The organism is Aeromicrobium sp. P2_G6, assembly GCF_056403535.1.
This window is the reverse complement of record NZ_JBFUFH010000004.1, coordinates 203,174-227,599: the sequence shown is the minus strand read 5'-3', so window position 1 is coordinate 227,599 and position 24,426 is coordinate 203,174. Positions and strand designations below refer to the sequence as shown.

Sequence of the window (24,426 nt, the reverse complement as noted above, 5' to 3'; positions counted from 1 at the left end):
CACCTGTCTTTTTCGGGTGCCGCGCGTCGACCCTCAGGCGAGCGGAGCGGTGACGACGAACGTGCCGGCCGGCCGTTCGTCCGTGCTGGGTTCGTAGTACGCGTCTCCGCCGGACGCGCGGGCGAGCTCCCGGACGATGAACAGGCCCAGACCCGTGCCGCGGACGTTGTCGGCGGTCACGAAGCGCTCGAACAACCGTGGCAGGACGGCTGGATCGACCCCGTCGCCGGAGTCGCTGACGCGGATCTGCGCCATGCCCTCGTTGACGACGGCGTTCAGGGTCACGGGTGGAGCGCCATGTGCCAGACCGTTTCCGACGAGGTTGTCGATCGCCTGGCCGAAGCGGCTGGGATCGACCATGACCTCGGCCTGAGGAAGCTCGCCGACCTGGATGTCGACGCCGGTCCTCGCAGCGCGGGCGTTGTCGGCTGCGGTTTCGACGAGCGCGGCGACGGACGTGCGTACGGGGCGCAGGTTCAACGCGTTGGCGTCCAGCTTGGATGCCGTGAGCAGGTCGTTCAGCAGGCGGCCGAGCCGATCGGCGCTCGATGTCATTCCGGCCAGGAGGCCGGACCGTTCGTGGTCGCCCAGGTCCGCCCAGTGGCGAGAGAGCGTGTCGGCCGATCCTCGAAGCACGGCACCGGGCGTGCGCAGCTCGTGGGCGGTGACGGCGAGGAACTGTGACTGGTCGGACGCCGCCTGCTGGAGGCGCTCGTTGAGCGCCGCGAGCGCGGCATTCGTCTGCTCCCGCTCCTGCTCCGCGTTCCATTGCTCGGTACGGTCCCGCGTCACCTTGGCGAACCCGATGTGCTCACCGATGTCGTTGTAGACCGCGGTGATCACCACATTCGCCCAGTAGCGTGATCCGTCCTTGCGGACCCGCCAGCCCTCTTCCTCGTAGCGCCCCTCGCGCGTGGCGATCTCGAGCTCGTCCTCAGGGTGTTCGTCGGCCTGGCTCTCGGGTGGGTAGAAGACGCGGAAGTGCTGACCGATGATCTCCCTGCTGGCGTATCCGGTGACGCGCTGCGCGCCGGTGTTCCAGCTGACGACCCGACCACCCGGATCGAGCATGAAGATCGCGTAGTCGCTGACGGCCTCCACCAGCAACCGGAACCGTTCCTCGCTCTGCCGCAGGGCCTCTTCGGCCTCCCGGTTGGAGCTGATGTCGCGAGTCACCTTGGCGAAGCCGATGTGCTGCCCGGCGTCGTCGAACACCGCGGTGATGAGCACGTGCGCCCAGAACCGCGATCCGTCCTTGCGGATCCGCCACCCTTCCTCGGAGTAGTGGCCGTCGTTGAGTGCGCGCTCAAGCTCGTACTCGGGGTGCCGCGCGTCCTGCTGCGCGCGCGGGTAGAAATTGCGGAAGTGCCTGCCGATGATCTCGTCGGCGCGATAACCCTTGCTGCGTTGCGCGCCGGAGTTCCAGCTCACCACGATGCCTTCGGGGGACAGCATGAAGATCGCGTACTCCTCGACTGCGTCGACCAGCAGCCGGAAGCGCTCTTCGCTGAGGCGGAGCTCCTCCTCGGCTTCCCGCTGCGCGGTGACGTCCTGGACCTGCAGGAAGAGGTAGAGCGGTTGCCCTGCAGCGTCCCGGATGGCTGCGATCGACGCCCGTACGTGCCGCGAGTCCGGGGCGCCGGTGACCTTGTGCTCCAGGTGCACCAGATCCGCCGCGCCGTGCTGGATCTCGCTCAGTGCTGCGGACAGTAGGTCGCCGTCTCCCGCGGTGAGCGCGGCATAGTCGACGCCGACGAGATCCCGGTGCTTGCGCAGCAGGATCTCACCAAGAGCGCGGTTGGCCCGCACGACGCTGCCGGTCAGGGTCATCGTCGCCATGCCGATCGCGGCCTGCTCGAAGACTTCCCGGAACCGCTCGAGGTGCTCATCCAGCACGCTCTGGTCGTCGTGGTCGTGCTCGTGAGCGGCGCGTTCGACCTCGTCGAGCTCGTGCCGGTGGTCAGGTACGGCCGCCAGTGTCCCGCGCTGAGGTGGCGTCCTGGCCTTGTTGAAGATGTCCACCAGCGTGGGCGCGACTCGCTCGATGGGGACGGACTTCTCGAGGAACGCGGTCGCGCCGAGCTCGAGCGCGCGCTCGGCGAGCCCGTTGCTCTCGAATCCCGTGTAGATGACGACGCAAGTCCTGGGGGAGACCGTCAGGATGCCGTGCAGCGCGTCGAGACCGTCCATGGACGGCATCGAGAGGTCGAGAAGCAGCAGGTCCGGATGGTGCCGGTGAGCCAGCCCGATCGCCTCGATCCCGTCCGATCCGTCTGCGACGACCGTCAGGAGACGAGACAGCCTGAACTGGGTCTTGAGGAGCTCCCGCACTTCGGCAGAGTCGTCGACGAGGACGACCGTCGGAGTGTTGTTCCCCATGGTCGCCACTATGGCCCCGCGAGCGGCATTTGGCGACTGGAACGGGCACCTCATCGGGCCGTCCACCGCTCATCTAGGGTGGAGACAAGCAGAACGCGCCATCCGTAGGGCGCGTCATACCGAACAGAGGTCACGCATGTCCGACATCCAGATCGTTCTGAACTCAGAGTCACGAGCTGTCGAGAAGGGCACGAAGGCGTGGCAGCTGTTCGCCGACTCGCCCGACATCATCGCCGCCCGTGTCGGTGGTGAGCTCAAGGACCTCGCGTACGAGCTGGCCGACGGTGACGGGGTCGAAGGAGTCGCGATCGACTCCCCGGACGGCCGCGACATCCTGCGCCACTCGACCGCCCACGTCATGGCTCAGGCCGTGCAGGAGCTGTTCCCCGAGGCCAAGCTCGGCATCGGCCCGCCGATCACCGACGGCTTCTACTACGACTTCGACGTGCCCGAGCCGTTCGTGCCCGAGGACCTCGACAAGATCGAGTCGCGCATGCGCAAGATCGTCAAGGAGGGGCAGAAGTTCGACCGTCGCGAGATCTCCGACGACGACGCGCGCTCCGAGCTCGCCGACGAGCCCTACAAGCTCGAGCTGATCGGCCTCAAGTCCACCGCCGGCGACGCTGCCGAGGGTGCCAGCGTCGAGGTGGGCGCGGGCGGCCTCACGATCTACGACAACCTCAAGCGCGATGGCTCGCTGGCCTGGAAGGACCTGTGCCGCGGCCCGCACCTGCCGACCACCAAGCGCATTCCCGCCTTCAAGCTCATGCGCAGTGCCGCCGCCTACTGGCGGGGCGACGAGAAGAACAAGCAGCTGCAGCGCATCTATGGCACCGCCTGGGAGACCAAGGAGGCGCTCGACGAGCACTTGCACCGCATCGAGGAGGCGCAGCGCCGCGATCACCGCCGGCTGGGCACCGAGCTCGACCTCTACAGCTTCCCCGACGAGATCGGCTCCGGCCTGCCGGTGTTTCACCCCAAGGGCGGTGTGATCAAGCGCGAGATGGAGGACTACGTCCGCCGGCGCCACATCGAAGAGGGCTTCGAGTACGTCGGCACCCCGCACATCGCCAAGGAAGAGCTCTTCTACACCTCGGGCCACCTGCCGTACTACGGCGAGGGCATGTTCCCGGCGCTGGACGTCGACGGCAATCCGTACCGGCTCAAGGCGATGAACTGCCCCATGCACAACCTGATCTTCCGCTCGCGCGGTCGGTCATACCGTGAGCTGCCGCTCCGGCTCTTCGAGTTCGGTCACGTCTATCGCAACGAGAAGTCCGGCGTCATCCACGGCCTGACCCGCGTGCGCGGGTTCGCGCAGGACGACTCGCACTCGTACGTCACCCCGGAGCAGGCTCCGGACGAGATCCGGCACCTGCTCAACTTCGTGCTGAGCCTGCTGCGTGACTTCGGCATGGATGACTTCTATCTCGAGCTGTCGACGCGGGACGACTCCAAGCCGGACAAGTTCATCGGCTCCGACGAGGACTGGGCCGTCGCGACCAAGGTGCTCGAGGACGTGTGCGTCGAGACCGGCCTCGAGCTCGTGCCCGACCCGGGCGGCGCCGCCTACTACGGCCCCAAGGTCTCGGTGCAGGCCCGTGACGCCATCGGCCGTACGTGGCAGATGTCGACGATCCAGTACGACTTCAACATGCCGTCCGCGGAGCGCTTCGACCTCGAGTACGTCGCGGCCGACGGCACCCGGCAGAAGCCGGTCATGATCCACTCGGCGAAGTTCGGCTCGATCGAGCGGTTCATGGGCGTCCTCGTCGAGCACTACGCCGGCGCCTTCCCGCCCTGGCTCGCACCCGTGCAGGTCGTCGGCATCCCGGTCGCCGAGCGTCACGCCGACTACCTCTACGAGCTCGCGACCCGGCTCAAGGCCCAGGGCATACGCGTCGAGGTTGACCACTCCGACGAGCGCATGCAGAAGAAGATCCGCAACGCGCAGACCCAGAAGGTCCCGTTCATGGTGATCGCCGGCGACAACGACATCGAGGCCGGTGCCGTGTCGTTCCGCTATCGCAGCGGTGAGCAGGAGAACGGCATCGCGCTCGACGACGCCATCGCCCGCATCGTCCAGGCGGTCGAGACACGAGTGCAGGTATGACCGACAGCGACACGGGTCAGCAGGACGGCGTGGGGGAGCCGGACGCGTTCGAGCGTCTCTGGACCCCGCACCGCATCGTCTACATCAAGGGTGAGGGCAAGCCGGCGACTGGCGACGAGGCGGACTGCCCGTTCTGCCGCATCCCGCAGATGGACGATGTCGAAGGGCTCATCGTGCACCGGGGCGAGTCCGCATACGCCGTGCTCAATCTCTATCCCTACAACGCCGGCCACCTGCTCGTGTGTCCCTACCGGCATGTCGCCGACTACACCGATCTGACCGATGAGGAGACCCTCGAGGTCGCCGAGCTGACCAAGACCGCGATGCGGACGATGCGCGAGGTGACGAGCCCGCACGGGTTCAACCTCGGGATGAACCAGGGCAACATCGCCGGAGCCGGCATCGCCGCGCACCTGCATCAGCACATCGTGCCCAGGTGGGGCGGCGACTCGAACTTCCTGCCGGTCATCGGACAGACCAAGACCATGCCGCAACTGCTGGGCGACACCCGCGACATGCTCGCGGCCGCCTGGCCCAAGGAGTAACTCATGCTCGAACGCTTCCGACAGTTCTGGTCCAACGTCTGGGCGCCACTCGGCGACCTGCTGCTGAAGCTCGGCGTCAAACCGGACTGGGTCACCTGGGTCGGGACGATCGGCGTCAGCGCCGGTGCGCTGATCTTCTTCCCGCGGGGAGAGTTCCTCATCGGCGTCCTGGTGATCACGGCTTTCGTCTTCAGCGACATCATCGACGGCTACATGGCCCGCAAGGCAGGGCTGTCGTCCAAGTGGGGCGCCTTCCTCGACTCGACGCTCGACCGGGTCGGCGACGCCGCGGTGTTCGGCGGCCTGCTGCTCTACTACACGACCTCCGACGCGGAGGCCGACCTCGGCGACCCGAAGATCTACCTCTACCTGAGCCTGGCGTGCCTCGTGCTCGGATCGTTGACCTCGTACGCCCGCGCGCGCGCCGAGAGCCTCGGCATGACGGCCAAGGGCGGCATCGCTGAGCGTTCAGACCGATTGGTCGCGATCTTGTGCATGACGGGCTTCTCGGGCATGTTCGACGCACCGTTCCTGCGCGAGATCACGTTGTGGGCCCTGGCCGTGGCCAGCACGATCACGGTGGCCCAGCGGATGCTGATGGTGCACAAGCAGGCTGTGGCGTCGCCCGGCCTCGACAGCTGATCGGGAAAAACTTGTAAGACTTCGACCGTCCCGCGACTCCTACGGGTGAGACCACCGCCAGGAGAAGAGAGATGACCGATGTCGTGCGTTGCCGGACAGTCGCCGCATTCCTCCCTAGGATGCCTGCGTGACCGACGAGACCGGACGCACGGACGCCGAACTCGTCGCGGGGGTGCTGGCAGCAGACCGCGACGCGTTCGCCGCGGTCTACGACCGCTACGGCGACAAGCTCTACGACTTCGCATACTCGATGCTGCGGCACCGCGAGGATGCGGCGGACGCCGTCGCGGACTCGTTCGTGATCGTCGCCGAGCGACTCAGTCAGCTCCGCGAGCCGGAGCGGCTCCGGCCGTGGCTGTACGCCATCGTGCGCAGCGAGTGCCTGCGCAAGCTGCGAGCGCGCAAACGCGTCGCATTCGGCGGCGAGGAGCAGCTGGTTCAGATGGCTGACGACGCGCCGACTCCTGACCAGGAGGCCGAGCGGGCGGCGATGCAGAAGATCGTGTGGGACGCGTCGGCCGGACTCGCCGACCGCGATCGCGCCCTCCTCGACCTGCACCTCAGGCACGGCCTCGAGGGTGCCGAGCTCGGCGAGGCGATGGGCGTCTCGGCCTCCAACGCGTACGTCATGATCAACCGCCTCAAGGCTCAGGTCGATCGCTCGCTCGGCGCGCTGCTGATCGCCCGGCTCGGCCGGGACGACTGCGACGAGCTCGACGCCGTGCTGGCCGACTGGGACGGCACGTTCTCGCCGCTGGTCAGGAAGCGGGTCTCCCGCCACGTCGACGACTGCGATGTCTGCTCGAAGCGGCGCAAGAAGATCCTCAGCCCGTGGATGCTGCTCGCCTCGGTGCCGCTGTTCGCAGCGCCGCTCACACTGCGCGACCGCGTGGTCGGGGACACGCAGCTCGTGGCCTACACGACGCCAGCGGGGGAGCCGCTGACCCCGGTGGCCGCATTGACGCCGCGGCGCCGGCCACGCGCAGCCGTCACCGCTGCGGCCGCAGCGGTCGTGATCATCCTGTCGGGCGTCGCCGCGCTGTTCTGGGCCGGAAACGACGACGACGCGTCTCCCAAGGGCGATGTCGTGACGACGCCGACCGCGCTCCCGTCGCCGACGCCGACGGCCGACGGCAAGGCCTCCACGACACCGACACCCACACCGACCCCGTCCGAGACGACGAAGGCGCCGGGCGTCCTCGTCGTGTCCACGAAGTCGATCTCGCTCGGCCGCAGCGGCAGCACCTCGACGATCACCCTCTCGAACACCGGCGGCCTCCCCGTCGACTACCGGCTGACCTCGAGCACCGCCTGGCTTTCGGCATCGCCGTCGACCGGCCGGGTCGAGGCCGGCACGTCGTTGCAGGTGGCCCTACGAGCTGATCGCGGCGATGTCCGCGAAGGGTCGTCCTCCGGCACGATCGGCATCTCGTGGGTCTCGGGCAGCGCAGAGGTCAAGGTCTCGCTGGTCGAGGAGCACAACCCGGTCGTCGGGCAGCCCAGCGCCGGCGCCACATCAACCTGCACGAGCAATCCGGTCAGCGTGAGCGTCTCGGACGAGAGCGGTCTGGCCTCGGTGGTCCTGCGCTGGAGCGGTGCCGGCTCCGGCAGCGCCACCATGCGGTCGCGTGGGTCGCTCTGGGTCGCCGACATGGGGCAGTTCGCGAACGGCGGGCGAGTCACGATGCGGGTGACCGCGACCGACTCGCGTGGCAACACCGCGACCGGGCCATCCCGCACGGTCAACATCGACCCCTGCCCCCAATAGCGGCTGGCAATAGTTGTAAGGACTGAGCCGTCTTGGTGCTCCCACTCGTGTAGGTACACGAGACCCGGAGGCACCAGGCATGAACCGCATCGTCCGCACGACCATCGCCGCCGCCACAACCTGGGCGGCGCTGTCCGGGCTCACCGGCAGCGTCACGGCGCCTGAGACCCCGGCGCCCGCCCCGGTGGCCACCCACGCACCACCGCCACCACCGCCGGTGACGATCACCCACAAGGTCCGACCAGTGGGCAAGCCGACCCGGTTGTCGATTCCCGCCATCAAGGTCAGCGAACGGCTGCACGGCGTGGGGCTCAAGTCGGACGGTGCCATGCAGACTCCTGACTTCGGTGACGCCGGCTGGTACGACCTGGGGCCCCGGCCCGGTGCGCCCGGCCCCGCGGTCCTCGTCGCGCATGTCCACGGGCCGGCGGGCGACGACGTGTTCGCCCGGCTGCACGATCTCGAACCGGGGGACACCGTCACGGTCAGGCGGACTGATGGCAGCTCGACGTTCGTCGTCGAGGCCGTTGAGCGAGCCGCCAAGGACGCGCTTCCGTACGAGCGGATCTGGAGTGACACCGACGCCCCGGTTCTGCGCCTGATCACCTGCGGCGGCAAGCCGGATCCCGCGACCCGCACGTACCCGGACAACACGATCGTCTACGCCCGACTGGCGCCCTGACCTGCGGTTTTGGACTTCGTGAGACGTCCCCAGAAAAACCTGCCGAAAAGTTGCAAGGACTCCAAGGGGGTCGTGCTCCTACAACCGACAAGCCACTGACACCACCACAGCAGCAACGCCAACCCAACAGGAGAACATGACATGAACACCACGATCCGCAACCTGATGATCGCCGCACCTCTGGCCACCGCCGCCCTCACGATGGTTCCCGCCGCCGCCATGGCGTCCGAGCCGGGCCCGGTCGTCATCGTTCAGCCGCACACGGACCCGCAGCCCGACCTCGACATCGTCGCCGCGCCGGAATCCGTCAAGCCGAAGGGCCCCCAGGACAAGGCGCCGCTGCCCATGCCCGAGGCTCCCGACGACAAGGTCGGCCCCGCGCCCAAGCCGACGCAGCCCGATGGACCCGACGTCATCACCAACCCGCAGCCCTGCCCGACGCACGGCGTGGACTGCCCGCCGGACAAGGACGAGCCCACGGATGGCGACGAGCCGAACGGCGGTGAGTCGAAGAGCTCCGTCGACGACGTCGTCGACACCCTCCAGCTCCCGAACCGCGTTGACGCGGGTCTCGCCGCCGCGCAGCAGGACGAGGGCTTGGACATCGCCTGGCTGTTCGCCGGCGGCCTCGCCGTGACAGCTTCTGGTGTCGCGTTCGCGGTCCGCAAGCGTACGGGCGCCAAGGCCTGATCCGAGCAAACCGAGGGGCCTCGCACCGTCCAGGGGTGCGGGGTCCTTCGCTGCGTCCCGGCGACCGGTCCTGCCCGTGGAGGAAACCCCTGCGCGAGTAGACTGGAATCGATCATCTGGGCACATCAAAGGACACAGCAGTGAGCAACGAAGCAACCACGGTCGGTACGTCGCGGGTCAAGCGCGGCATGGCAGAGATGCTCAAGGGCGGCGTGATCATGGACGTCGTCAACGCCGAGCAGGCCAAGATCGCCGAGGACGCCGGCGCAGTCGCCGTGATGGCGCTGGAGCGCGTACCTGCAGACATCCGATCGCAGGGCGGCGTCGCCCGCATGTCTGACCCCGACCTGATCGACGGCATCATTGAGGCCGTCTCGATCCCGGTGATGGCCAAGGCCCGCATCGGTCACTTCGTCGAGGCCCAGGTCCTGCAGTCGCTCGGTGTGGACTACATCGACGAGTCCGAGGTGCTGACCCCGGCCGACTACGCCAACCACATCGACAAGTGGCAGTTCACCGTCCCGTTCGTGTGTGGCGCGACCAACCTGGGTGAGGCGCTGCGGCGGCTGACCGAGGGCGCGGCGATGATCCGCTCCAAGGGCGAGGCCGGCACCGGTGACGTGTCCAACGCGACGACGCACATGCGCCAGATTCGTGCGCAGATCCGTCGCCTCGGCTCACTGTCCGAGGACGAGCTCTATGTCGCGGCCAAGGAGCTGCAGGCACCGTACGAGCTGGTCAAGGAAGTCGCCGAGAACGGCAAACTGCCGGTCGTCCTGTTCACCGCCGGTGGCATCGCCACCCCTGCGGACGCAGCGATGATGATGCAGCTGGGTGCAGAGGGCGTGTTCGTCGGCTCGGGCATCTTCAAGTCCGGCAACCCGGCCCAGCGCGCCGAGGCCATCGTCAAGGCCACGACGTTCTTCGACGACCCCGACGTGATCGCCAAGGTCTCGCGCGGTCTGGGCGAGGCGATGGTCGGCATCAACGTCGACGACATCCCCGAGCCCCACCGGCTGGCGGAAAGAGGCTGGTAGGCCGTACGGCTCGCAAGCTCGCCGTTCCCGCGACTTCGTCGCGGCCAGGCTTCGCCTGGACGGCTGCCTCGCTGCGCTCGGCCCATGGTAGGGCGTGAGCTGCTCGTACCTCGCAGCTCCTTCGCGGCTCGTGCCTCGCCGCTGTCCGGCTTCGCCGGAACGCCCTCTCCTCGCTTCGCTCGTCGTTATGGCTGAGTAGCCTCGCTGCGCTCGGCCGATGGTCGGGTTCGCTACGGCCGAACCGCATCACGCGGGGCGGCCTCGTTGGGGCGCGCGATGTGGTTCGTCGGCATGTGACGCGTGGTTCGAATGGGCCATCTTTCGCATAATCGAAACAGGTCGTCTTTTTTCGCGTCAGGATTGCCCTGGGAGTACGTCACAACTGCATGACCATCGGGGTCGTCTGGGGAGACGTCAAAGGGAGTAAGAACATGAAGAAGTCAACGAAGGGCGCCCTGGCGGCATCGGCTGCCGGGATCCTGCTGCTCGGTGGGGCCGGCTCGCTCGCGTTCTGGAATGCCAACGTCAGCGTCCCGGGCGGCAGCATCGCCAGCGGCGAGCTCAAGCTGTCGACGCCGGACTGTGGCGCCGGCTGGCTGCTCGACGACGGCGAAGCCACCGCGAACGATCCGTACGCTCCCGGCGATCAAGTTGTCCCGGGTGACGTGATCACCAAGGTCTGCACGTTCGACATCACAGCACTCGGCGACCATCTGCGCGCGACGCTCGGCGTCACCGGCGGAGGGTTCGCCGCGGCCAACGCGCTGACCGCCGATCTCGACATCGATGCGACGTACCAGATCGACGGGGTCGACATACCGGCTGAGATCACCAAGGACAATGACGGCGACACCGTCACGGCGACGATCGCGGTGACATTCGACGCGGCGTCACTCAACGGTACGCAGGACCTGACCGCAACGCTCAACGCGGTCACGATCGCCGCCCAGCAGGTCCACAGCTGATCTGATCCGGTCCGCCGCCTCGGGGGCGGACCGGCTCGGGGGCCACGATGTCGTCACATCGCCTTTCACGTCACCCTGCGCGAAGCTGGCTGATCCAGGCAGTTTCGTGGTTCGTCATGTCCGCGATCCTGCTGGTGCTCGTCGTGTCGGTGCTGATCCCTCGGCTCGTCGGAGCGACGCCGTACACGATCCTCACGGGCTCGATGAAGCCTGGCATGCCGCCGGGGACACTGGTCGTCGTCAAGCCGGTCGATGCGTCGGACATCGCCGTCGGCGCCGTCATCACGTACCAGCTGACGTCAGGCGAGCGCGCGGTCGTCACACACCGGGTCGTCGCGATCGGATTCGATGGCGACGGCAATCGGGTGTTCCGCACCCAAGGGGACGCCAACGCCACGCCGGACCCAGAGCCCGTGATGCCGGTGCAGATCAAGGGACAGCGGTGGTACGCGATCCCGCGCCTCGGCTTCGTCTCGAACGCCCTCACCGCGGCGCAACGACAGACCGCGGTCGTGGTCGTCGCGTTCGGACTGCTCGTCTATGCCGCAGGCATGTTCACCGCCGCTGCGCGAAGCCGCGGCCGGAAGGAGAATTCCCGTGTCGAGTCATAGGAACACCACCCGTCGCCGGTTCACGTCATCGGTGCGCGTCCGCGCACTGCTGAGCCTGGGCGTTGCGTTCGGCATCGGTTCGGTCGGCACGTTCGCCTCGTGGACGGATGACGTCACCATCACCGGAACGACCTTCACCGCCGGCACGCTCGACCTGCAGGTCAACAACGTCGACTCGTACGCCACCACGACGCTGAGCATGTCGGCCATGGTGCCGGGCAACACCTCGGCCGAAGTGCTGACGGTCAAGAACAACGGGACGGCGCCGGCGAAGTACACCCTGACCGGGGGGCTGACCGGGACCAATGCGGCCGACTACAACACCGCAGCGGCGAACGGCTTGCTGCTCACGATCCGCCAGGGCGGCACCAAGTCCGGTGCGACGTGCACCGGCGGCACGGCACTCGTCACGGATCAGCCGTTGACCAGCACGACCACGACCACGATCCTCGCGAGACGGCCCTCCGCGGCGCTGACGGCGAGCGGCGGCACCGAGAGCCTCTGCTTCCAGGTCAAGCTGGCCGACACCGCCCCGAGCAGCTTGCAGGCCAAGGCCGCGACAGCGACGTTCACCGCGACCGGGACCTCGGACGTCTCATGACGCGGCGCACGATGTTGCATGGCACCCGGGAGGTCCTCCTCACCGGGGGAGCGGTCCTCGGTCTCGCGTGCATCCTTGCGACCGTCGCCGGCTACGCCTTCGGAATCACGCCGCTGGTGTTCCGGTCCGGATCGATGTCGCCCGCCATTCACACCGGCGACCTCGCCGTCGCGCGTACGGTCGACGCCTCCGCACTGGAGACCGGAGACGTCGTCTCGGTGGTCAACGCCGACGGGAACCGGGTGACCCACCGGCTGCGCGAGATCTCGGGACAGGGTGATGCTCGGCGGTTGACGCTCCAGGGCGACGCCAACAGGGCACCCGATGCCGAGACGTACACCGCGAGCCGCGTAGAGCGGGTGCTCTTCGACATCCCCAAGGCCGGATACGTCGTCGACGCAGCTTCGGGACCCGGTGGACTGTTCGTATTGGGCGCGTATGTCACCGGGATGCTGGTGCTGGCGTTCCGCCGCCCTCCGCCGGGCGGGACGGATACGCCGGTGCGCCCGCGGCGCGGGGGAGCGCGAAAGGCAGCGCGGGGGTCGCGGGTGGCTGCGCGCACGGTCGCGCTCGCGGCCGTCGGAACCACACTCGCAGTGGCGTCCCCTGCTTCGGCTGCGTTCTGGACGAATGACGCACCGGCGACCGGGACCAACCTGACAGCGAGCACGCTGGCGGCGCCCGTCGTCTCCTGCGGAAGCACTGGAATCGGCAGCGTCACGATCAACTGGACCGCTGTCAGCGGAGCCACGGGCTACGTGCTCCACTTCGGATCCGGCGGAAACACGTCCCAGAATGTGTCGGCCGGCACGCTCAGCAAGTCGTTCAGCGGAGTCGCGACGTCAGGCACGTTCACCGTGCAGACGCAACGCAACTACGGATCAGTCACCTGGACCTCGGCGGCGTCCAACTCGAAGAACTATTCGGTGGTGCTCTTCGTGCTGGGCTCCTGCAGTTGACGGTGGTGACCGCTCAGCCGTCAAGCTGACGCTAGAGTCTTCGCCGGGTGGGAGACCCGAACAAGGAATCGATGCCGCACGTGGGACAACGCAAGGCCAGGTCCGGCCCGCGCACCGGTGGCTTCTGGCGTACGACCCTGCTCAACGTGGGAGCGGCGCTTGGCGTCGTCTGCCTGTTGGCGGCGGGTCTGGGAGCCGTGTTCGGCGTCGCACCCATCGTGCTCAGATCCGATTCGATGGCGCCGGCGATCTCTCCCGGCGACCTGGCACTCGCGAGGACCGTCTCGGCCGGTGACGTCGGCGACGGCGACATCGTCAGAGTGACCAGCCGGCAAGGCATCCGCGTGACCCATCGGGTCGTCGAGGTCCAGCCCTACGGGAGCCGCATTCGGCTGACGTTGCAGGCCGACGCGAACGCCGTGCCGGACGTCGAGACGTACGACGTCACCAAGGTCGATCGGGTCTTTCTGACGATCCCTCTGCTGGGGTACGCGTTCTGGCCCGCGCAGGGGCTCGTCGCGATCGGCATCGGGGGCGTGTTCGTGGCCTGCCTCGCAGTCGTGCTGTTCGTCCCGCGCCGGAGACGCCGGGGCACGCGGCGCTCTACTCCGTGACACGAATCGAGGGATCGCACTTCTCATTGGCGGCAGAGTATGATTTCGGTCATCACCGCGTCGAAGTATGGGAGTGCTTCACACGCGTGGTGGTGAACAGAGGGAGCACGACCCCGACGTACTGCGTCTCAGAAGTGCTTGCCTCCGTCGACCCGATCGGGAGGGATATCCGAGAGGGAGCGACGGCGGCGGCGTATCCCCTGGAGATTCGTCTCCCACGCCGCCGCCGTTGTCCGACGGACGGCGCGATCTCTCGCGGGCCGCGACGCCGCTAGGCTCGTGTGGTGGCTTCCCCATCGATCGGCGTCTTCGCCCTGCAGGGTGACGTACGCGAGCATCTCCGCGTGCTCGCCGACCTCGGCGTGCCTGCGTTCACGGTCCGTCGGCCCGAGGAGCTCGCGCGCTGCGACGCCCTGGTCCTGCCGGGTGGCGAGTCGACCACGATGTACAAGCTGGCCCGTTCGTTCGAGCTGTTCGATCCGCTGGTCGACCGCATCCGAGGGGGCATGCCGGCCTTCGGCACATGCGCCGGCATGATCATGCTGGCCGACCGCATCGAGGACGGCATCGTCGGCCAGGAGACGCTCGGGGGCCTGGACATCACGGTGCGGCGCAACGCATTCGGTCGACAGGTCGAGTCGTTCGAGGGTGACATCGCGTTCGACGGATTCGGTGAGCCGGTGCACGCCGTGTTCATCCGCGCGCCGTGGGTCGAGACGCTCGGTCCCGAGGTCATGCCCCTCGCGACGATCCCGTCGGGCGAAGCCGCCGGTAGAATTGTCGCCGTTCGGCAGGGCAACCTGATGGCGACCTCGTTCCACCCCGAAGTCGGGAGCGACGATCGCGTCCACCGTTACTTCGTCGACCTCGTCAAGCAGTCGTAGAACGACAGCGCTTCAAGAAAGGATGTGCTCATGTCAGGCCACTCCAAGTGGGCGACGACCAAGCACAAGAAGGCCATCGTCGACGCCAAGCGCGGCAAGATGTTCGCCAAGATGGTCAAGAACATCGAGGTCGCCGCGCGGGTCGGCGGACCGGACCCCGACGGCAACCCCACGCTCTACGACGCGATCCAGAAGGCCAAGAAGTCTTCGGTACCCAAGGACCACATCGACCGGGCCGTCAAGCGCGGCGGTGGCGTCGGTGACGACGCGGTCGACTACATCACGATCATGTACGAGGGCTATGCCCCCGGCGGCGTCGCGCTGCTCGTCGAGTGCCTCACCGACAACCGCAACCGGGCCGCGATGGAGGTCCGCACCGCGATGACCCGCAACGGCGGCACGATGGCCGACCCCGGCTCGGTCTCGTACATGTTCCACCGCAAGGGCGTCATCATGGTGCCGGCCGAGCAGGAAGGCGGCCAGACCAACGAGGACGACGTGCTGATGGCGGTGCTCGACGCGGGAGCCGAGGACGTCAACGATCTCGACGGGACATTCGAGGTCATCTGCGAGCCGACCGACCTGGTGGCCGTACGCACGGCTCTGCAGGAGGCCGGGCTCGACTATGACTCGGCCGACGCGTCGTTCGTGCCCACGGTGACGGTCGAGGTCGACGTCGACGCCGCGACCAAGGTCATGCGCCTGATCGATGCGCTCGAGGACAGCGACGACGTGCAGGCGGTGTTCGCCAACTTCGACGCCTCCGACGAGGTCATGGCCCAGGTCCAGTAGCGAGTCCCGAGCCCCGGCGCGTCGTCTTCGGCGTGACAGTCATCGCGACTAGGCTGTCGAACATGCGTTCGGTATGCACGGTGGTCGGCCGATGAGGGTCCTCGGAATCGACCCAGGTCTCACGCGCTGCGGCGTCGGAGTCGTGGACGGCTCGGTCGGCAAAGCCTTGACGATGGTGCACGTCGGCGTGTTCCGCACGCCGCCGGACCTCGACATCGCCCGTCGACTGCATCAGCTGGAGCAGCAGGTCGAAGCGAGCATCCTCGAGCACCGCCCCGATGTCGTCGCGGTCGAGCGCGTCTTCAGCCAGCACAACGTCCGCACCGTCATGGGCACCGCGCAGGCCAGCGGCATCGCGATGGTCGTCGCTGCCCGGCACGGCATACCCGTGCAGCTCCACACGCCCAGCGAGGTCAAGGCCGCCGTGACCGGCAGCGGGCGAGCCGACAAGGCGCAGGTGACGCAGATGGTCACCCGCCTGCTGCGACTGACCTCCGCTCCGACACCCGCGGATGCCGCGGATGCCCTCGCGCTGGCGATCTGCCACATTTGGCGCGGGGGAGCGCAGACCCGGCTCCAGGCGGCAATCGAGAAGGCGGCCCGATGATCGCCCACGTACGCGGCCCCGTCGCCGCGGTGACCCTGACCTCCGCCGTCATCGACGTCGGGGGAGTCGGCATGCAGGTCATGTGCACGCCGAGCACGATCGCCTCGCTGCGCATCGGCAAAGAGGTGCAGCTCTCGACGTCGATGGTGGTCCGCGAGGACTCGTTGACGATCTTCGGCTTCGCCAGCACCGATGAACGCGACATGTTCGAGCTCGTGCAGACCGCGAGTGGTGTCGGCCCCAAGGTCGCTCAGGCGATGCTGGCGGTGCTCAACCCCGATCGGCTGCGCCAAGCGATCGGCCAGGGAGACCTTGCGACGCTCACCTCGGTGCCCGGCATCGGGCGCAAGGGCGCCGAGCGCATCGTCGTCGAGCTCAAGGACCGTGTCGGGGTGGCGACGCTCGCCGCGACCGGTGCACCCGCGTGGCGCGACCAGGTGCACGAGGCGCTGCTCGGGCTCGGCTGGTCGGCCCGCGACGCCGACGCCGCACTCGAACGTGTCGCCGCCGAGATCGAACCCGGCGCGACCCCTGACGTGTCCACCGTGCTGCGTGACGCGCTCCGCACCCTCTCGAAGGCCCGCTGATGCACGACGACGAACGCGAGGAGTTCGAGGCAATCGTCGCCGAGGCCGGTCCCGAGGACCGAGCCTTCGAAGCGGCCCTGCGCCCACGCACCCTCGACGAGCTGATCGGCCAGGAGCGCGTACGCGAACAGCTCTCGCTGATGCTCGAGGCGGCCGTGGCTCGTGGGCGTACGCCCGACCACGTGCTGCTGTCCGGGCCGCCCGGACTCGGCAAGACCACGATCGCGATGATCATCGCCCATCAGCTGGCCGCACCGCTGCGCATCACCAGCGGGCCCGCGATCCAGCACGCCGGTGACCTCGCGGCGATCCTGTCGGGCGTCAACGAGGGCGACGTCCTGTTCATCGACGAGATCCACCGCATGTCGCGTCCAGCCGAAGAGCTCCTCTACATGGCGATGGAGGACTTCCGCGTCGACGTCATCGTCGGCAAGGGCCCTGGTGCGACGGCGATCCCGCTCGAGATCCCGCCCTTCACCGTCGTCGGGGCGACGACTCGTGCCGGCCTGCTGCCGAGCCCGTTGCGCGACCGGTTCGGGTTCACGGCGCAGCTCGACTACTACGCCGCTGCCGAGCTGCACCGCATCGTCGATCGGTCAGCCGGCCTCCTGGACCTCGAGGTGACCGACGACGGCGGACGCGAGATCGCCTCCAGGTCGCGCGGCACGCCACGCATCGCCAACCGCCTGCTGCGGCGGGTCCGCGACTTCGCCGAGGTGCGCGCCGGGGGAGTCGTCGACCACACCGTGGCGCGCGATGCACTGGCGCTCTACGAGGTCGACGAGCTCGGCCTCGACCGCCTCGACCGCGCCGTCCTCGATGCGCTGTGCCGCAGCTTCGGCGGCGGGCCGGTCGGGGTCTCGACGCTTGCGGTGGCCGTCGGTGAGGAGCGCGAGACCGTCGAGGAGCTCGCCGAGCCCTTCCTCGTACGCCTGGGATTCCTGGCCCGCACGCCTCGCGGTCGGGTCGCCACTCCGGGCGCCTGGCGGCATTTGGGACTCCCTGTCCCGGCCTCGCTCGACCAATTGCCGCTCGACGACGACCCTCGCTGACCGCCCGGGCACCAGCTTGGGCATGAGCCAGGTCACGATGCTGGCGTGGAGGGGCTAAACTTCCCGATGGCCTCCGGTCATGCCTGCCCATCGGCGGCGACCTCATACTCATTCGGGAGCATCAACCGTGGAAAACCTGGGCGTACTCCTGCCCCTCATCCTCATCGTTCTGGCGTTCTTCTTCCTGGTGCTTCGCCCGGCGCGGGCGCGCCAGCGGGAGTTCCTCAAGGTGCAGAGCGAGCTGACTCCCGGCGCACGCGTCATGATCGCGAGCGGCATCTTCGGCGAGATCGTGTCCGTTGGCGACGACACGATCGAGCTGCGCGTCGCGGCCAACACGGTCCTCACCGTCAAGCGTCAGGCCGTGGCACAGGTCATCCCCGCCGCGACACCTGAGACACCTGAGACACCCGAAACGAGCACTGACGACTGATGGCGACCAATCCCAAGAGCCGGGGCATCAAGGCAGCCAGCAACCTGCCCCGCCCCAGGCGCACTCTCGTCCTGTTCCTCGCGGCGATCATCGCGTTGTACGGCCTGGTCGCGCTGATCGACCTCAACAACAAGAAGGGCGACGACAGTGCCTGGCAGCCCAGGCTCGGTCTCGACCTCGAGGGCGGCACCCGGATCACGCTCAAGGCGAGCTCCAAGGACGGCAAGGTCACCACACCGAAGCTCGAACAGGCCCGCGACATCATCGACCAGCGTGTCAACGCCACCGGCGTGAGCGAGGCCGAGGTCACCACGCAGGGCAGCAACCAGGTCATCATCGAGATCCCCGGCGAGCGCCGGGCCGGCATCGTCGACGAGGTCGGCAAGACCGCGCAGCTCCGGTTCCGGCTCGTGTGGGCCGGTGGACTCGCCGGTGCCACCACGCCGACCGACACCGCCAAGCAGCAGGCGATCATCGACAAGGTCGACTGGAGCAAGCTCACGCTCGACCAGATGATCAAGGCCGAGACGACCGGTCTCCAGAGCCTGCCCAAGGACTACCAAGCAGGCATCGCTGCTCTTCAGGAGCAGGCCAAGGGCTTCCAGTGCGTCAAGAAGGGCCTCAAGGTCGACGACGTGGCGAGCAAACCACTCGTGACCTGCGACCAGTCGACCGGCGAGGTGCAGGTCCTCAGCCCGACGATCATCGAGGGCACCGACGTCAAGAGCGCCAACGCTGAGCTGCCGCAGCAGCAGACCAACTGGGTCGTCGCGATCGCGATCAAGGGTCAGGGCAAGAAGACGTTCGACACCGTGACGAATGCGCTCTACCAGCAGCAGCAGGCGGGCAACGATCAGGCGAGCAAGTTCGCGATCGTGCTGGACGGCGAGATCCTCAGCTCGCCGACCACCAATGGACACTTCACGAACGGCAAGTCGCAGATCTCGGGCAACTTCACCGCGAACTCGTCCAAGACGCTCGCCAACCAGCTCAAGTACGGCGCCCTGCCCCTGACGTTCGGGGTCAACGGCAGCGAGGAGATCGGACCGTCGTTGGCCGGCACCCAGCTCCATGCCGGCCTGCTCGCCGGCGTCATCGGCCTGATCCTGGTCGTGGTCTACTGCCTCCTCTACTACCGCGGTCTCGGGCTTGTCATCATCGGCTCGCTGCTCGTGGCAACAGCCCTCACGTTCGCGATGGTCCTGCTGCTCGGCAAGGGGATGGGCTTCACGCTGACGTTGCCCGGCATCGCCGGCCTCATCGTGGCGATCGGCATCACGGCCGACTCGTTCATCGTGTTCTTCGAGCGCATACGCGACGAGGTGCGTGACGGCAAGTCACTTCGGCTCGCGGTCGAGGCGGGTTGGGTCCGTGCGCGGAGCACGATCCTGGCCGCCGACGCGGTGTCGATCCTCGCCGCCCTCACGCTGTTCATCTTCGCGATCGGCGTGGTCCGCGGCTTCGCGTTCGCGCTCGGTCTCACGACGCTGATCGACGTGTTCGTGGTCTTCCTGTTCACCAAGCCGCTGGTGTCACTGCTCGCGCGCACGAAGTTCTTCGGGCAGGGCCACAAGCTGTCGGGCCTTGACGCCGCTCACCTGGGCATCACCGGCCGCAATGTCTCGCAGATTGCCCGCTCGGCCGAAGTCCGCACCACTGGAGAGGTCAACTGATGGGCCGCATCAGCACATTCGGACAGCACCTCTACGAGGGACGCGTCTCGTTCGACTTCGTCGGACGTCGCAAGCTCTGGTACTCGATCTCAGCGATGATCGTGCTCGTCGCGGCCCTGGCATTCGTGCTGCGAGGGTTCAACTACGGCGTGGAGTTCAAGGGCGGCGTCGAGTTCACCGCCAAGGTCCAGACCGCCAACTCGGCGACGTCTGACGACCTGGTCCAGGCGGTCGAGGACGCCAACGTGCCAGAGGCCGGCGACCCGACGGTGCAGACCTCCGGTGCCAACCTCATCCGGATCCAGACCCGGGCGCTCTCGCAGGACGAGGCGACCAAGATCACCGAGTCCTTGACCAAGGCCGGGGCTACCGAGGTCAGCCAGAACCTCATCGGCCCGACCTACGGCAAACAGGTGGCCACCAAGGCGCTGACCGGTCTGATCGTCTTCCTGGTCCTCGTCGTGATCTTCATCTGGGCCTACTTCCGCGAGTGGCGTATGTCGCTGGGAGCGATCGTCGCGCTGGCGCACGACGTGCTGATCACCGGCGGTGTCTATGCGCTGTCCGGCTTCGAAGTCACGCCGGCGACTGTGACCGGCCTGCTCACGATCCTCGGATTCTCGCTCTACGACACCGTGGTGGTGTTCGACAAGGTGCGCGAGAACACCAAGGGCATCCTCAAGTCGACGTCCAAGACGTACGCCGAGCAGGCCAACCTCGCGCTCAACCAGACGCTGGTCCGGTCGATCAACACCTCGATCACGGCACTGCTGCCGGTCGGCGCGCTGCTGATTGCCGGCGCGGGAGTCCTGGGCACTGGACCGCTCAAGGACCTCGCTCTCGCGCTGTTCGTCGGCATGCTCGCCGGCACCTACTCCTCGATCTTCATCGCGACGCCGTTCGTGTCGCAGCTCAAGGAGCGCGAGCCGGCCATCAAGGCCCACGCCGGGCGGGTGATGGCCAAGCGCGCCAAGCAGGGCAGCGAGCCCGTCGCCGTTGCCTCCGCGCCGGTCCACCGCCCCGTGGCCGCGTCGGGAGCCTCGAAGCGTACGCAACCGTCTCGCCAGCCGCGGTCCAAGCGCGGCAAGTGAAGCTCATAGGCTCGACCACGACGTCCGTGCCCGTGCGATGCTGTACGCATTGATCGGCGGCGGGCAACAGTCCCGGCGATGCCGCACTCTGGAGGAGAACAGATGAAGATTCCCATGGCCCTGGCCAGCGCAGTTCTGCTCGCCAGCTCCCTTGGCGCCTGTGGCGGCGGCGACGGTGGCGGCAGTGGTGGCTCGAGCAGCGACTACTGCAAGGACCTCAAGAAGGCCAAGGCATCGTTCGGCGATCTCTCGTCCGGCAACCTCGGCGACCTGGACGCGGCGTTCAAGACGTTCCACAAGCTGGCCGACGAGGCTCCCAGCGACATCGACGAGGACTGGAAGAAGCTCGACGGCGCAATCGCGACGGTGGAGAAGGCGCTCAAGGATGCCGGCCTGACCTTCGCGGACCTGGCCAAGATCCAGCAGGGTGAGATGCCCGAGGGCGTCGACACGTCGAAGCTCCAGGGTCTGGCGAGCGAGATGTCCAAGCTCAGCAGCGCCGACTACGAGAAGGCGTCGAAGGCGATCGAGACGCACGCGAAGAAGACCTGCAAGGTCGACCTCAACGCGTCATAGTCATGCAGGCAGCAGGTCTCGTAGGCGTACGCCTGCGGGGCCTGCTGTCATTCGGTAGAGAAAGGGACACATGAGCGACCTGAACGAGATGATCGATCGCCTGGTCCGCCCGATCGAGGACTGGCCAGAGCCTGGCGTGACGTTCCGCGACATCACCCCGCTGCTCGCTGACCCGGCGGCGCTGTCGGCCGTCATCGACGGGCTCGTCGAGCTGGCCCAGCAGGCCGGCCCGATCGACGCCGTGCTCGGCATCGAGGCACGCGGGTTCTTGTTCGGTCCCAGCATCGCGTTGGGTCTGGGTGCCGGCTTCGTGCCGGTGCGCAAGGCCGGCAAGCTGCCGTCTGCGTCCCTGTCGACCTCGTACGACCTGGAGTACGGCTCGGCCGTGCTCGAGATGCACGTCGATGCGCTGCAGTCCGGCGCGCGGGTGCTGGTCGTCGACGACGTCCTCGCCACGGGCGGCACGATGCTCGCCGCCGCGGATCTGGTGCGGCAAGCCGGCGCGATGGTCGCCGGCAACCTCGTGATGATCGAGCTGCTCGCCCTCGGCGGCCAGGAGCGCCTCGCACCGGTGGGCTGCGCCAGCCTGCGTACGTACTGAGCCCTCATCCCAGAATCGAGAACCATGAACCCCCACCAGGTCCGCATCGTCGCCCTCATCCTCGTCGCCGTGCTCGTGCTCGCTGCGGCTGCCACCCTCGTCGACGGCCTCCTGACCTGACCCTGAGCGTGACCCGCTGACATACCATTGAAAGACACAGTGAGGAACGTGAGTGGCTGAACGCACCGAGGCACCGCCGACCGAGTCCAAGAACCCCGACTCGGCGCCTGCTTCTGCGCGCGTGCGCAACCGCTTGGCGCGGATCGGCGGCAAGTCCGGATCCTCGGACGCGGTGCTCGACCCGCTGATCAAGGTCTACCGCGCGACCCACCCCAAGGGTGACGTCTCGTCGATCCACAAGGCGTACGAGATCGCCGAGCGGATGCACGAAGGGCAGACCCGCAAGAGCGGCGATCCCTACATCACGCACCCCCTCGCGGTGGCCACGATCCTCGCCGAGCTGGGCATGACCGCGCCGACGCTGTGCGCGGCGCTGCTGCACGACACCGTCGAGGACACCGACTACACGCTCGATCAGCTGCGCGCCGACTTCGGTGACGAGGTCAGGCAGCTCGTCGACGGTGTCACCAAGCTCGACAAGGTCAAGTACGGCGACTCGGCGCAGTCCGAGACGATCCGCAAGATGGTCGTCGCGATGAGCCGCGACATCCGGGTGCTGGTCATCAAGCTTGCGGACCGCCTGCACAACATGCGTACGCTCCGCTACCTCCGGCAGGACAAGCAGGAGCGCATCGCCCGCGAGACGATCGAGATCTTCGCGCCACTGGCACACCGCCTCGGCATGAACACGATCAAGTGGGAGCTCGAGGACCTCGCCTTCGCGACGCTGCACCCCAAGGTCTACGACGAGATCGTGCGGCTGGTTGCCGACCGGGCGCCGTCGCGTGAACAGTTCCTCGAGCGCGTCGTGAGCGACGTCGAGTCCGACCTGCGGCACGTCAAGCTCAAGGCCAAGGTCTCCAGCCGGCCCAAGCACTACTACTCGATCTACCAGAAGATGCTGGTGGGCGGTCGTGAGTTCTCCGACATCTTCGACCTGGTGGGCGTACGCATCCTCGTCGACACCGTCGCCGACTGCTACGGCGTCCTCGGCGTTCTGCACGCCCGCTGGAACCCGATTCCTGGGCGGTTCAAGGACTACATCTCGGTCCCGAAGTTCAACATGTACCAGTCGCTGCACACGACCGTGATCGGGCCGCAGGGCAAGCCAGTCGAGCTGCAGATCCGTACGTTCGCGATGCACCGTCGGGCCGAGTACGGTGTCGCGGCGCACTGGAAGTACAAGGAAGACGCCACGGCGGGCAAGTCCGGCAAGGGTCCCGAGAAGGACGACATGCTGTGGCTGCGTGAGCTGCTGGACTGGCAGTCCGAGACGTCGGACTCCGTCGACTTCCTCGACTCGTTGCGGTTCGAGATCAACAATGCCGGCGTCTACGCGTACACGCCGCGCGGCGACCTGATCCAGCTGCCGGCCAAGGCCACGCCGGTCGACTTCGCGTACGCCGTGCACACCGAGGTTGGCCACGCCTGCATCGGAGCGCGGGTCAACGGCCGGCTCGTGTCGCTCGAGTCCGAGCTCGAGAGTGGCGACGTGGTGGAGATCTTCACGTCGAAGTCACCCGATGCCGGCCCGAGCCGCGACTGGCTCGAGTTCGTCGCCAGCCCGCGAGCCCGCAACAAGATCCGCCAGTGGTTCACCAAGGAGCGCCGCGACGAGGCGATCGAGCGCGGCAAGGACCTCATTGCCAAGCAGATGCGCAAGGAGGGCCTGCCGCTGCACCGTCTGTTCCGGCACGAGACCCTCGACACCGTCGCCAAGGAGCTGCACCTCGCCGACGTGTCGACGCTCTATGCGTCGGTGGGTGAGGGCAATGTCGGTGCGCAGAACGTCGTCGAGCGCGTCATCGACCTGGCCGGTGGCCGCGAGGGTGCCGAGGAGGACCTTGCCGAGGCGACCTTGCTGCCGGGCGTGGGGACCCGCAAGCCGCGCACCGAGAACCGCGATGCCGGTGTCGTGGTCGAGGGCCTCGACGGCGACATCATGATCAAGCTGGCACGGTGTTGCACCCCCGTGCCCGGTGATGCGATCGACGGGTTCGTCACCCGCACCGCGGGGGTCTCGGTCCACCGCTCCGACTGCGTCAACCTGCTGTCGCTGCGTAGTCAGCCCGAGCGGCTGGTGTCGGTGCACTGGGCGCCGACCGGCAAGAGCACGTTCCTGGTCGCGGTGCAGGTCGAAGGGCTCGACCGCCCACGGCTGCTGAGCGACATCACGCGGGTCATTTCCGACCAGCACGTCAACATCTTGTCGGCGTCGCTGACGACCGGCCGCGACCGAGTCGCCAAGTCGAAGTTCACGTTCGAGATGGCCGATCCCAAGCACCTGGGCCATGTTCTGTCGGCCGTACGCACCGTCGAAGGCGTCTTCGACGTCTACCGCCTCACCCAATAACCCTCCGCTGAGGAGTACCCCCACGAGCTCTGCGAGTCGGGGGCGGGTTAC

At 67.6% G+C, this 24,426-nt stretch carries 24 protein-coding genes; 23 read left to right on the top strand and 1 reads right to left on the bottom strand.

Annotated features, from left to right (window positions below; genetic code table 11):
• Positions 1–33: 33 nt before the first annotated feature.
• Positions 34–2,379: a PAS domain S-box protein gene (locus AC1DVU_RS14515; RefSeq protein ID WP_476923159.1), complete on the bottom strand. Its 2,346-nt coding sequence runs from the start codon at positions 2,377–2,379 to the stop codon at positions 34–36.
• 136 nt (positions 2,380–2,515) lie between these two features.
• Between AC1DVU_RS14515 and thrS the strand changes: the two genes are divergently transcribed.
• The 23 genes from thrS to AC1DVU_RS14400 all read left to right on the top strand — a co-directional run bounded on the left by thrS (position 2,516) and on the right by AC1DVU_RS14400 (position 24,375).
• A complete protein-coding gene (gene thrS, locus AC1DVU_RS14510) occupies positions 2,516–4,492 on the top strand; it encodes a threonine--tRNA ligase (RefSeq protein WP_476923158.1) in 1,977 nt (658 codons plus the stop codon).
• Positions 4,489–5,037 (top strand): HIT family protein, encoded by a 549-nt coding sequence (locus tag AC1DVU_RS14505; RefSeq protein ID WP_476923157.1) that lies wholly within the window; start codon positions 4,489–4,491, stop codon positions 5,035–5,037. Before thrS ends, AC1DVU_RS14505 begins: the two co-directional genes overlap by 4 nt.
• A 3-nt stretch (positions 5,038–5,040) precedes the next feature.
• Entirely contained in the window at positions 5,041–5,679 is a 639-nt protein-coding gene (gene pgsA, locus AC1DVU_RS14500; protein WP_476923156.1) for a phosphatidylinositol phosphate synthase, read from the top strand.
• Positions 5,680–5,806: 127 nt separating this feature from the next.
• Positions 5,807–7,447, top strand: a complete 1,641-nt coding sequence (locus AC1DVU_RS14495) for a sigma-70 family RNA polymerase sigma factor (RefSeq protein WP_476923155.1) — start codon at positions 5,807–5,809, stop codon at positions 7,445–7,447.
• A 79-nt stretch (positions 7,448–7,526) separates the two neighbouring features.
• The gene (locus tag AC1DVU_RS14490) at positions 7,527–8,129 is read left to right on the top strand and encodes a sortase domain-containing protein (protein WP_476923154.1); all 603 of its coding nucleotides are present in this window, start codon (positions 7,527–7,529) and stop codon (positions 8,127–8,129) included.
• Positions 8,130–8,270: 141 nt separating this feature from the next.
• Positions 8,271–8,819, top strand: coding sequence for a hypothetical protein (locus AC1DVU_RS14485; protein WP_476923153.1), 549 nt, complete (start codon positions 8,271–8,273; stop codon positions 8,817–8,819).
• A 140-nt stretch (positions 8,820–8,959) separates the two neighbouring features.
• On the top strand, positions 8,960–9,856 hold the full coding sequence (gene pdxS / locus AC1DVU_RS14480) for a pyridoxal 5'-phosphate synthase lyase subunit PdxS (RefSeq protein ID WP_476923152.1): 897 nt from the start codon (positions 8,960–8,962) through the stop codon (positions 9,854–9,856).
• Positions 9,857–10,287: 431 nt separating this feature from the next.
• On the top strand, positions 10,288–10,821 hold the full coding sequence (locus tag AC1DVU_RS14475) for an alternate-type signal peptide domain-containing protein (RefSeq protein ID WP_476923151.1): 534 nt from the start codon (positions 10,288–10,290) through the stop codon (positions 10,819–10,821).
• A gap of 47 nt (positions 10,822–10,868) precedes the next feature.
• Positions 10,869–11,432 (top strand): signal peptidase I, encoded by a 564-nt coding sequence (locus AC1DVU_RS14470; RefSeq protein WP_476923150.1) that lies wholly within the window; start codon positions 10,869–10,871, stop codon positions 11,430–11,432.
• The gene (locus tag AC1DVU_RS14465; RefSeq protein WP_476923149.1) at positions 11,419–12,033 is read left to right on the top strand and encodes a TasA family protein; all 615 of its coding nucleotides are present in this window, start codon (positions 11,419–11,421) and stop codon (positions 12,031–12,033) included. The genes AC1DVU_RS14470 and AC1DVU_RS14465 overlap by 14 nt, the downstream gene beginning before the upstream one ends.
• Complete coding sequence (locus AC1DVU_RS14460) at positions 12,030–12,992, top strand: signal peptidase I (protein ID WP_476923148.1); 963 nt, start codon at positions 12,030–12,032, stop codon at positions 12,990–12,992. Before AC1DVU_RS14465 ends, AC1DVU_RS14460 begins: the two co-directional genes overlap by 4 nt.
• A gap of 71 nt (positions 12,993–13,063) precedes the next feature.
• Positions 13,064–13,606: a signal peptidase I gene (locus AC1DVU_RS14455; RefSeq protein WP_476923147.1), complete on the top strand. Its 543-nt coding sequence runs from the start codon at positions 13,064–13,066 to the stop codon at positions 13,604–13,606.
• 281 nt (positions 13,607–13,887) lie between these two features.
• Complete coding sequence (gene pdxT, locus AC1DVU_RS14450) at positions 13,888–14,490, top strand: pyridoxal 5'-phosphate synthase glutaminase subunit PdxT (protein ID WP_476923146.1); 603 nt, start codon at positions 13,888–13,890, stop codon at positions 14,488–14,490.
• A 30-nt stretch (positions 14,491–14,520) separates the two neighbouring features.
• Positions 14,521–15,282, top strand: coding sequence for a YebC/PmpR family DNA-binding transcriptional regulator (locus AC1DVU_RS14445; RefSeq protein ID WP_476923145.1), 762 nt, complete (start codon positions 14,521–14,523; stop codon positions 15,280–15,282).
• A gap of 91 nt (positions 15,283–15,373) precedes the next feature.
• The gene (ruvC, locus tag AC1DVU_RS14440) at positions 15,374–15,889 is read left to right on the top strand and encodes a crossover junction endodeoxyribonuclease RuvC (RefSeq protein WP_476923144.1); all 516 of its coding nucleotides are present in this window, start codon (positions 15,374–15,376) and stop codon (positions 15,887–15,889) included.
• Complete coding sequence (gene ruvA / locus AC1DVU_RS14435) at positions 15,886–16,476, top strand: Holliday junction branch migration protein RuvA (RefSeq protein WP_476923143.1); 591 nt, start codon at positions 15,886–15,888, stop codon at positions 16,474–16,476. Before ruvC ends, ruvA begins: the two co-directional genes overlap by 4 nt.
• On the top strand, positions 16,476–17,528 hold the full coding sequence (ruvB, locus tag AC1DVU_RS14430) for a Holliday junction branch migration DNA helicase RuvB (RefSeq protein ID WP_476923142.1): 1,053 nt from the start codon (positions 16,476–16,478) through the stop codon (positions 17,526–17,528). Before ruvA ends, ruvB begins: the two co-directional genes overlap by 1 nt.
• 127 nt (positions 17,529–17,655) lie before the next feature.
• Positions 17,656–17,961, top strand: a complete 306-nt coding sequence (gene yajC, locus AC1DVU_RS14425) for a preprotein translocase subunit YajC (RefSeq protein ID WP_476923141.1) — start codon at positions 17,656–17,658, stop codon at positions 17,959–17,961.
• Positions 17,961–19,634, top strand: a complete 1,674-nt coding sequence (secD, locus tag AC1DVU_RS14420; protein WP_476923140.1) for a protein translocase subunit SecD — start codon at positions 17,961–17,963, stop codon at positions 19,632–19,634. Before yajC ends, secD begins: the two co-directional genes overlap by 1 nt.
• A complete protein-coding gene (gene secF / locus AC1DVU_RS14415; protein WP_476923139.1) occupies positions 19,634–20,725 on the top strand; it encodes a protein translocase subunit SecF in 1,092 nt (363 codons plus the stop codon). The genes secD and secF overlap by 1 nt, the downstream gene beginning before the upstream one ends.
• A 102-nt stretch (positions 20,726–20,827) precedes the next feature.
• On the top strand, positions 20,828–21,301 hold the full coding sequence (locus AC1DVU_RS14410) for a hypothetical protein (RefSeq protein ID WP_476923138.1): 474 nt from the start codon (positions 20,828–20,830) through the stop codon (positions 21,299–21,301).
• A gap of 70 nt (positions 21,302–21,371) precedes the next feature.
• The gene (locus AC1DVU_RS14405) at positions 21,372–21,902 is read left to right on the top strand and encodes an adenine phosphoribosyltransferase (protein WP_476923137.1); all 531 of its coding nucleotides are present in this window, start codon (positions 21,372–21,374) and stop codon (positions 21,900–21,902) included.
• A 241-nt stretch (positions 21,903–22,143) separates the two neighbouring features.
• Positions 22,144–24,375, top strand: a complete 2,232-nt coding sequence (locus AC1DVU_RS14400) for a RelA/SpoT family protein (RefSeq protein ID WP_476923382.1) — start codon at positions 22,144–22,146, stop codon at positions 24,373–24,375.
• Positions 24,376–24,426 lie beyond the last annotated feature (51 nt).

Excerpts from the sequence above, each read along its gene's own strand:
- AC1DVU_RS14470 (WP_476923150.1), top strand. The coding sequence starts at position 10,869 with ATGTCGTCACATCGCCTTTCACGTCACCCTGCGCGAAGCTGGCTGATC.
- AC1DVU_RS14490 (WP_476923154.1), top strand. The coding sequence starts at position 7,527 with ATGAACCGCATCGTCCGCACGACCATCGCCGCCGCCACAACCTGGGCG.
- thrS (WP_476923158.1), top strand. The coding sequence starts at position 2,516 with ATGTCCGACATCCAGATCGTTCTGAACTCAGAGTCACGAGCTGTCGAG.
- AC1DVU_RS14445 (WP_476923145.1), top strand. The coding sequence starts at position 14,521 with ATGTCAGGCCACTCCAAGTGGGCGACGACCAAGCACAAGAAGGCCATC.
- pgsA (WP_476923156.1), top strand. The coding sequence starts at position 5,041 with ATGCTCGAACGCTTCCGACAGTTCTGGTCCAACGTCTGGGCGCCACTC.
- AC1DVU_RS14485 (WP_476923153.1), top strand. The coding sequence starts at position 8,271 with ATGAACACCACGATCCGCAACCTGATGATCGCCGCACCTCTGGCCACC.
- ruvB (WP_476923142.1), top strand. The coding sequence starts at position 16,476 with ATGCACGACGACGAACGCGAGGAGTTCGAGGCAATCGTCGCCGAGGCC.
- AC1DVU_RS14460 (WP_476923148.1), top strand. The coding sequence starts at position 12,030 with ATGACGCGGCGCACGATGTTGCATGGCACCCGGGAGGTCCTCCTCACC.
- AC1DVU_RS14505 (WP_476923157.1), top strand. The coding sequence starts at position 4,489 with ATGACCGACAGCGACACGGGTCAGCAGGACGGCGTGGGGGAGCCGGAC.
- AC1DVU_RS14405 (WP_476923137.1), top strand. The coding sequence starts at position 21,372 with ATGAGCGACCTGAACGAGATGATCGATCGCCTGGTCCGCCCGATCGAG.
- secD (WP_476923140.1), top strand. The coding sequence starts at position 17,961 with ATGGCGACCAATCCCAAGAGCCGGGGCATCAAGGCAGCCAGCAACCTG.
- AC1DVU_RS14475 (WP_476923151.1), top strand. The coding sequence starts at position 10,288 with ATGAAGAAGTCAACGAAGGGCGCCCTGGCGGCATCGGCTGCCGGGATC.
- secF (WP_476923139.1), top strand. The coding sequence starts at position 19,634 with ATGGGCCGCATCAGCACATTCGGACAGCACCTCTACGAGGGACGCGTC.
- ruvA (WP_476923143.1), top strand. The coding sequence starts at position 15,886 with ATGATCGCCCACGTACGCGGCCCCGTCGCCGCGGTGACCCTGACCTCC.
- AC1DVU_RS14410 (WP_476923138.1), top strand. The coding sequence starts at position 20,828 with ATGAAGATTCCCATGGCCCTGGCCAGCGCAGTTCTGCTCGCCAGCTCC.
- AC1DVU_RS14455 (WP_476923147.1), top strand. The coding sequence starts at position 13,064 with ATGCCGCACGTGGGACAACGCAAGGCCAGGTCCGGCCCGCGCACCGGT.
- ruvC (WP_476923144.1), top strand. The coding sequence starts at position 15,374 with ATGAGGGTCCTCGGAATCGACCCAGGTCTCACGCGCTGCGGCGTCGGA.
- AC1DVU_RS14515 (WP_476923159.1), bottom strand. The coding sequence starts at position 2,379 with ATGGGGAACAACACTCCGACGGTCGTCCTCGTCGACGACTCTGCCGAA.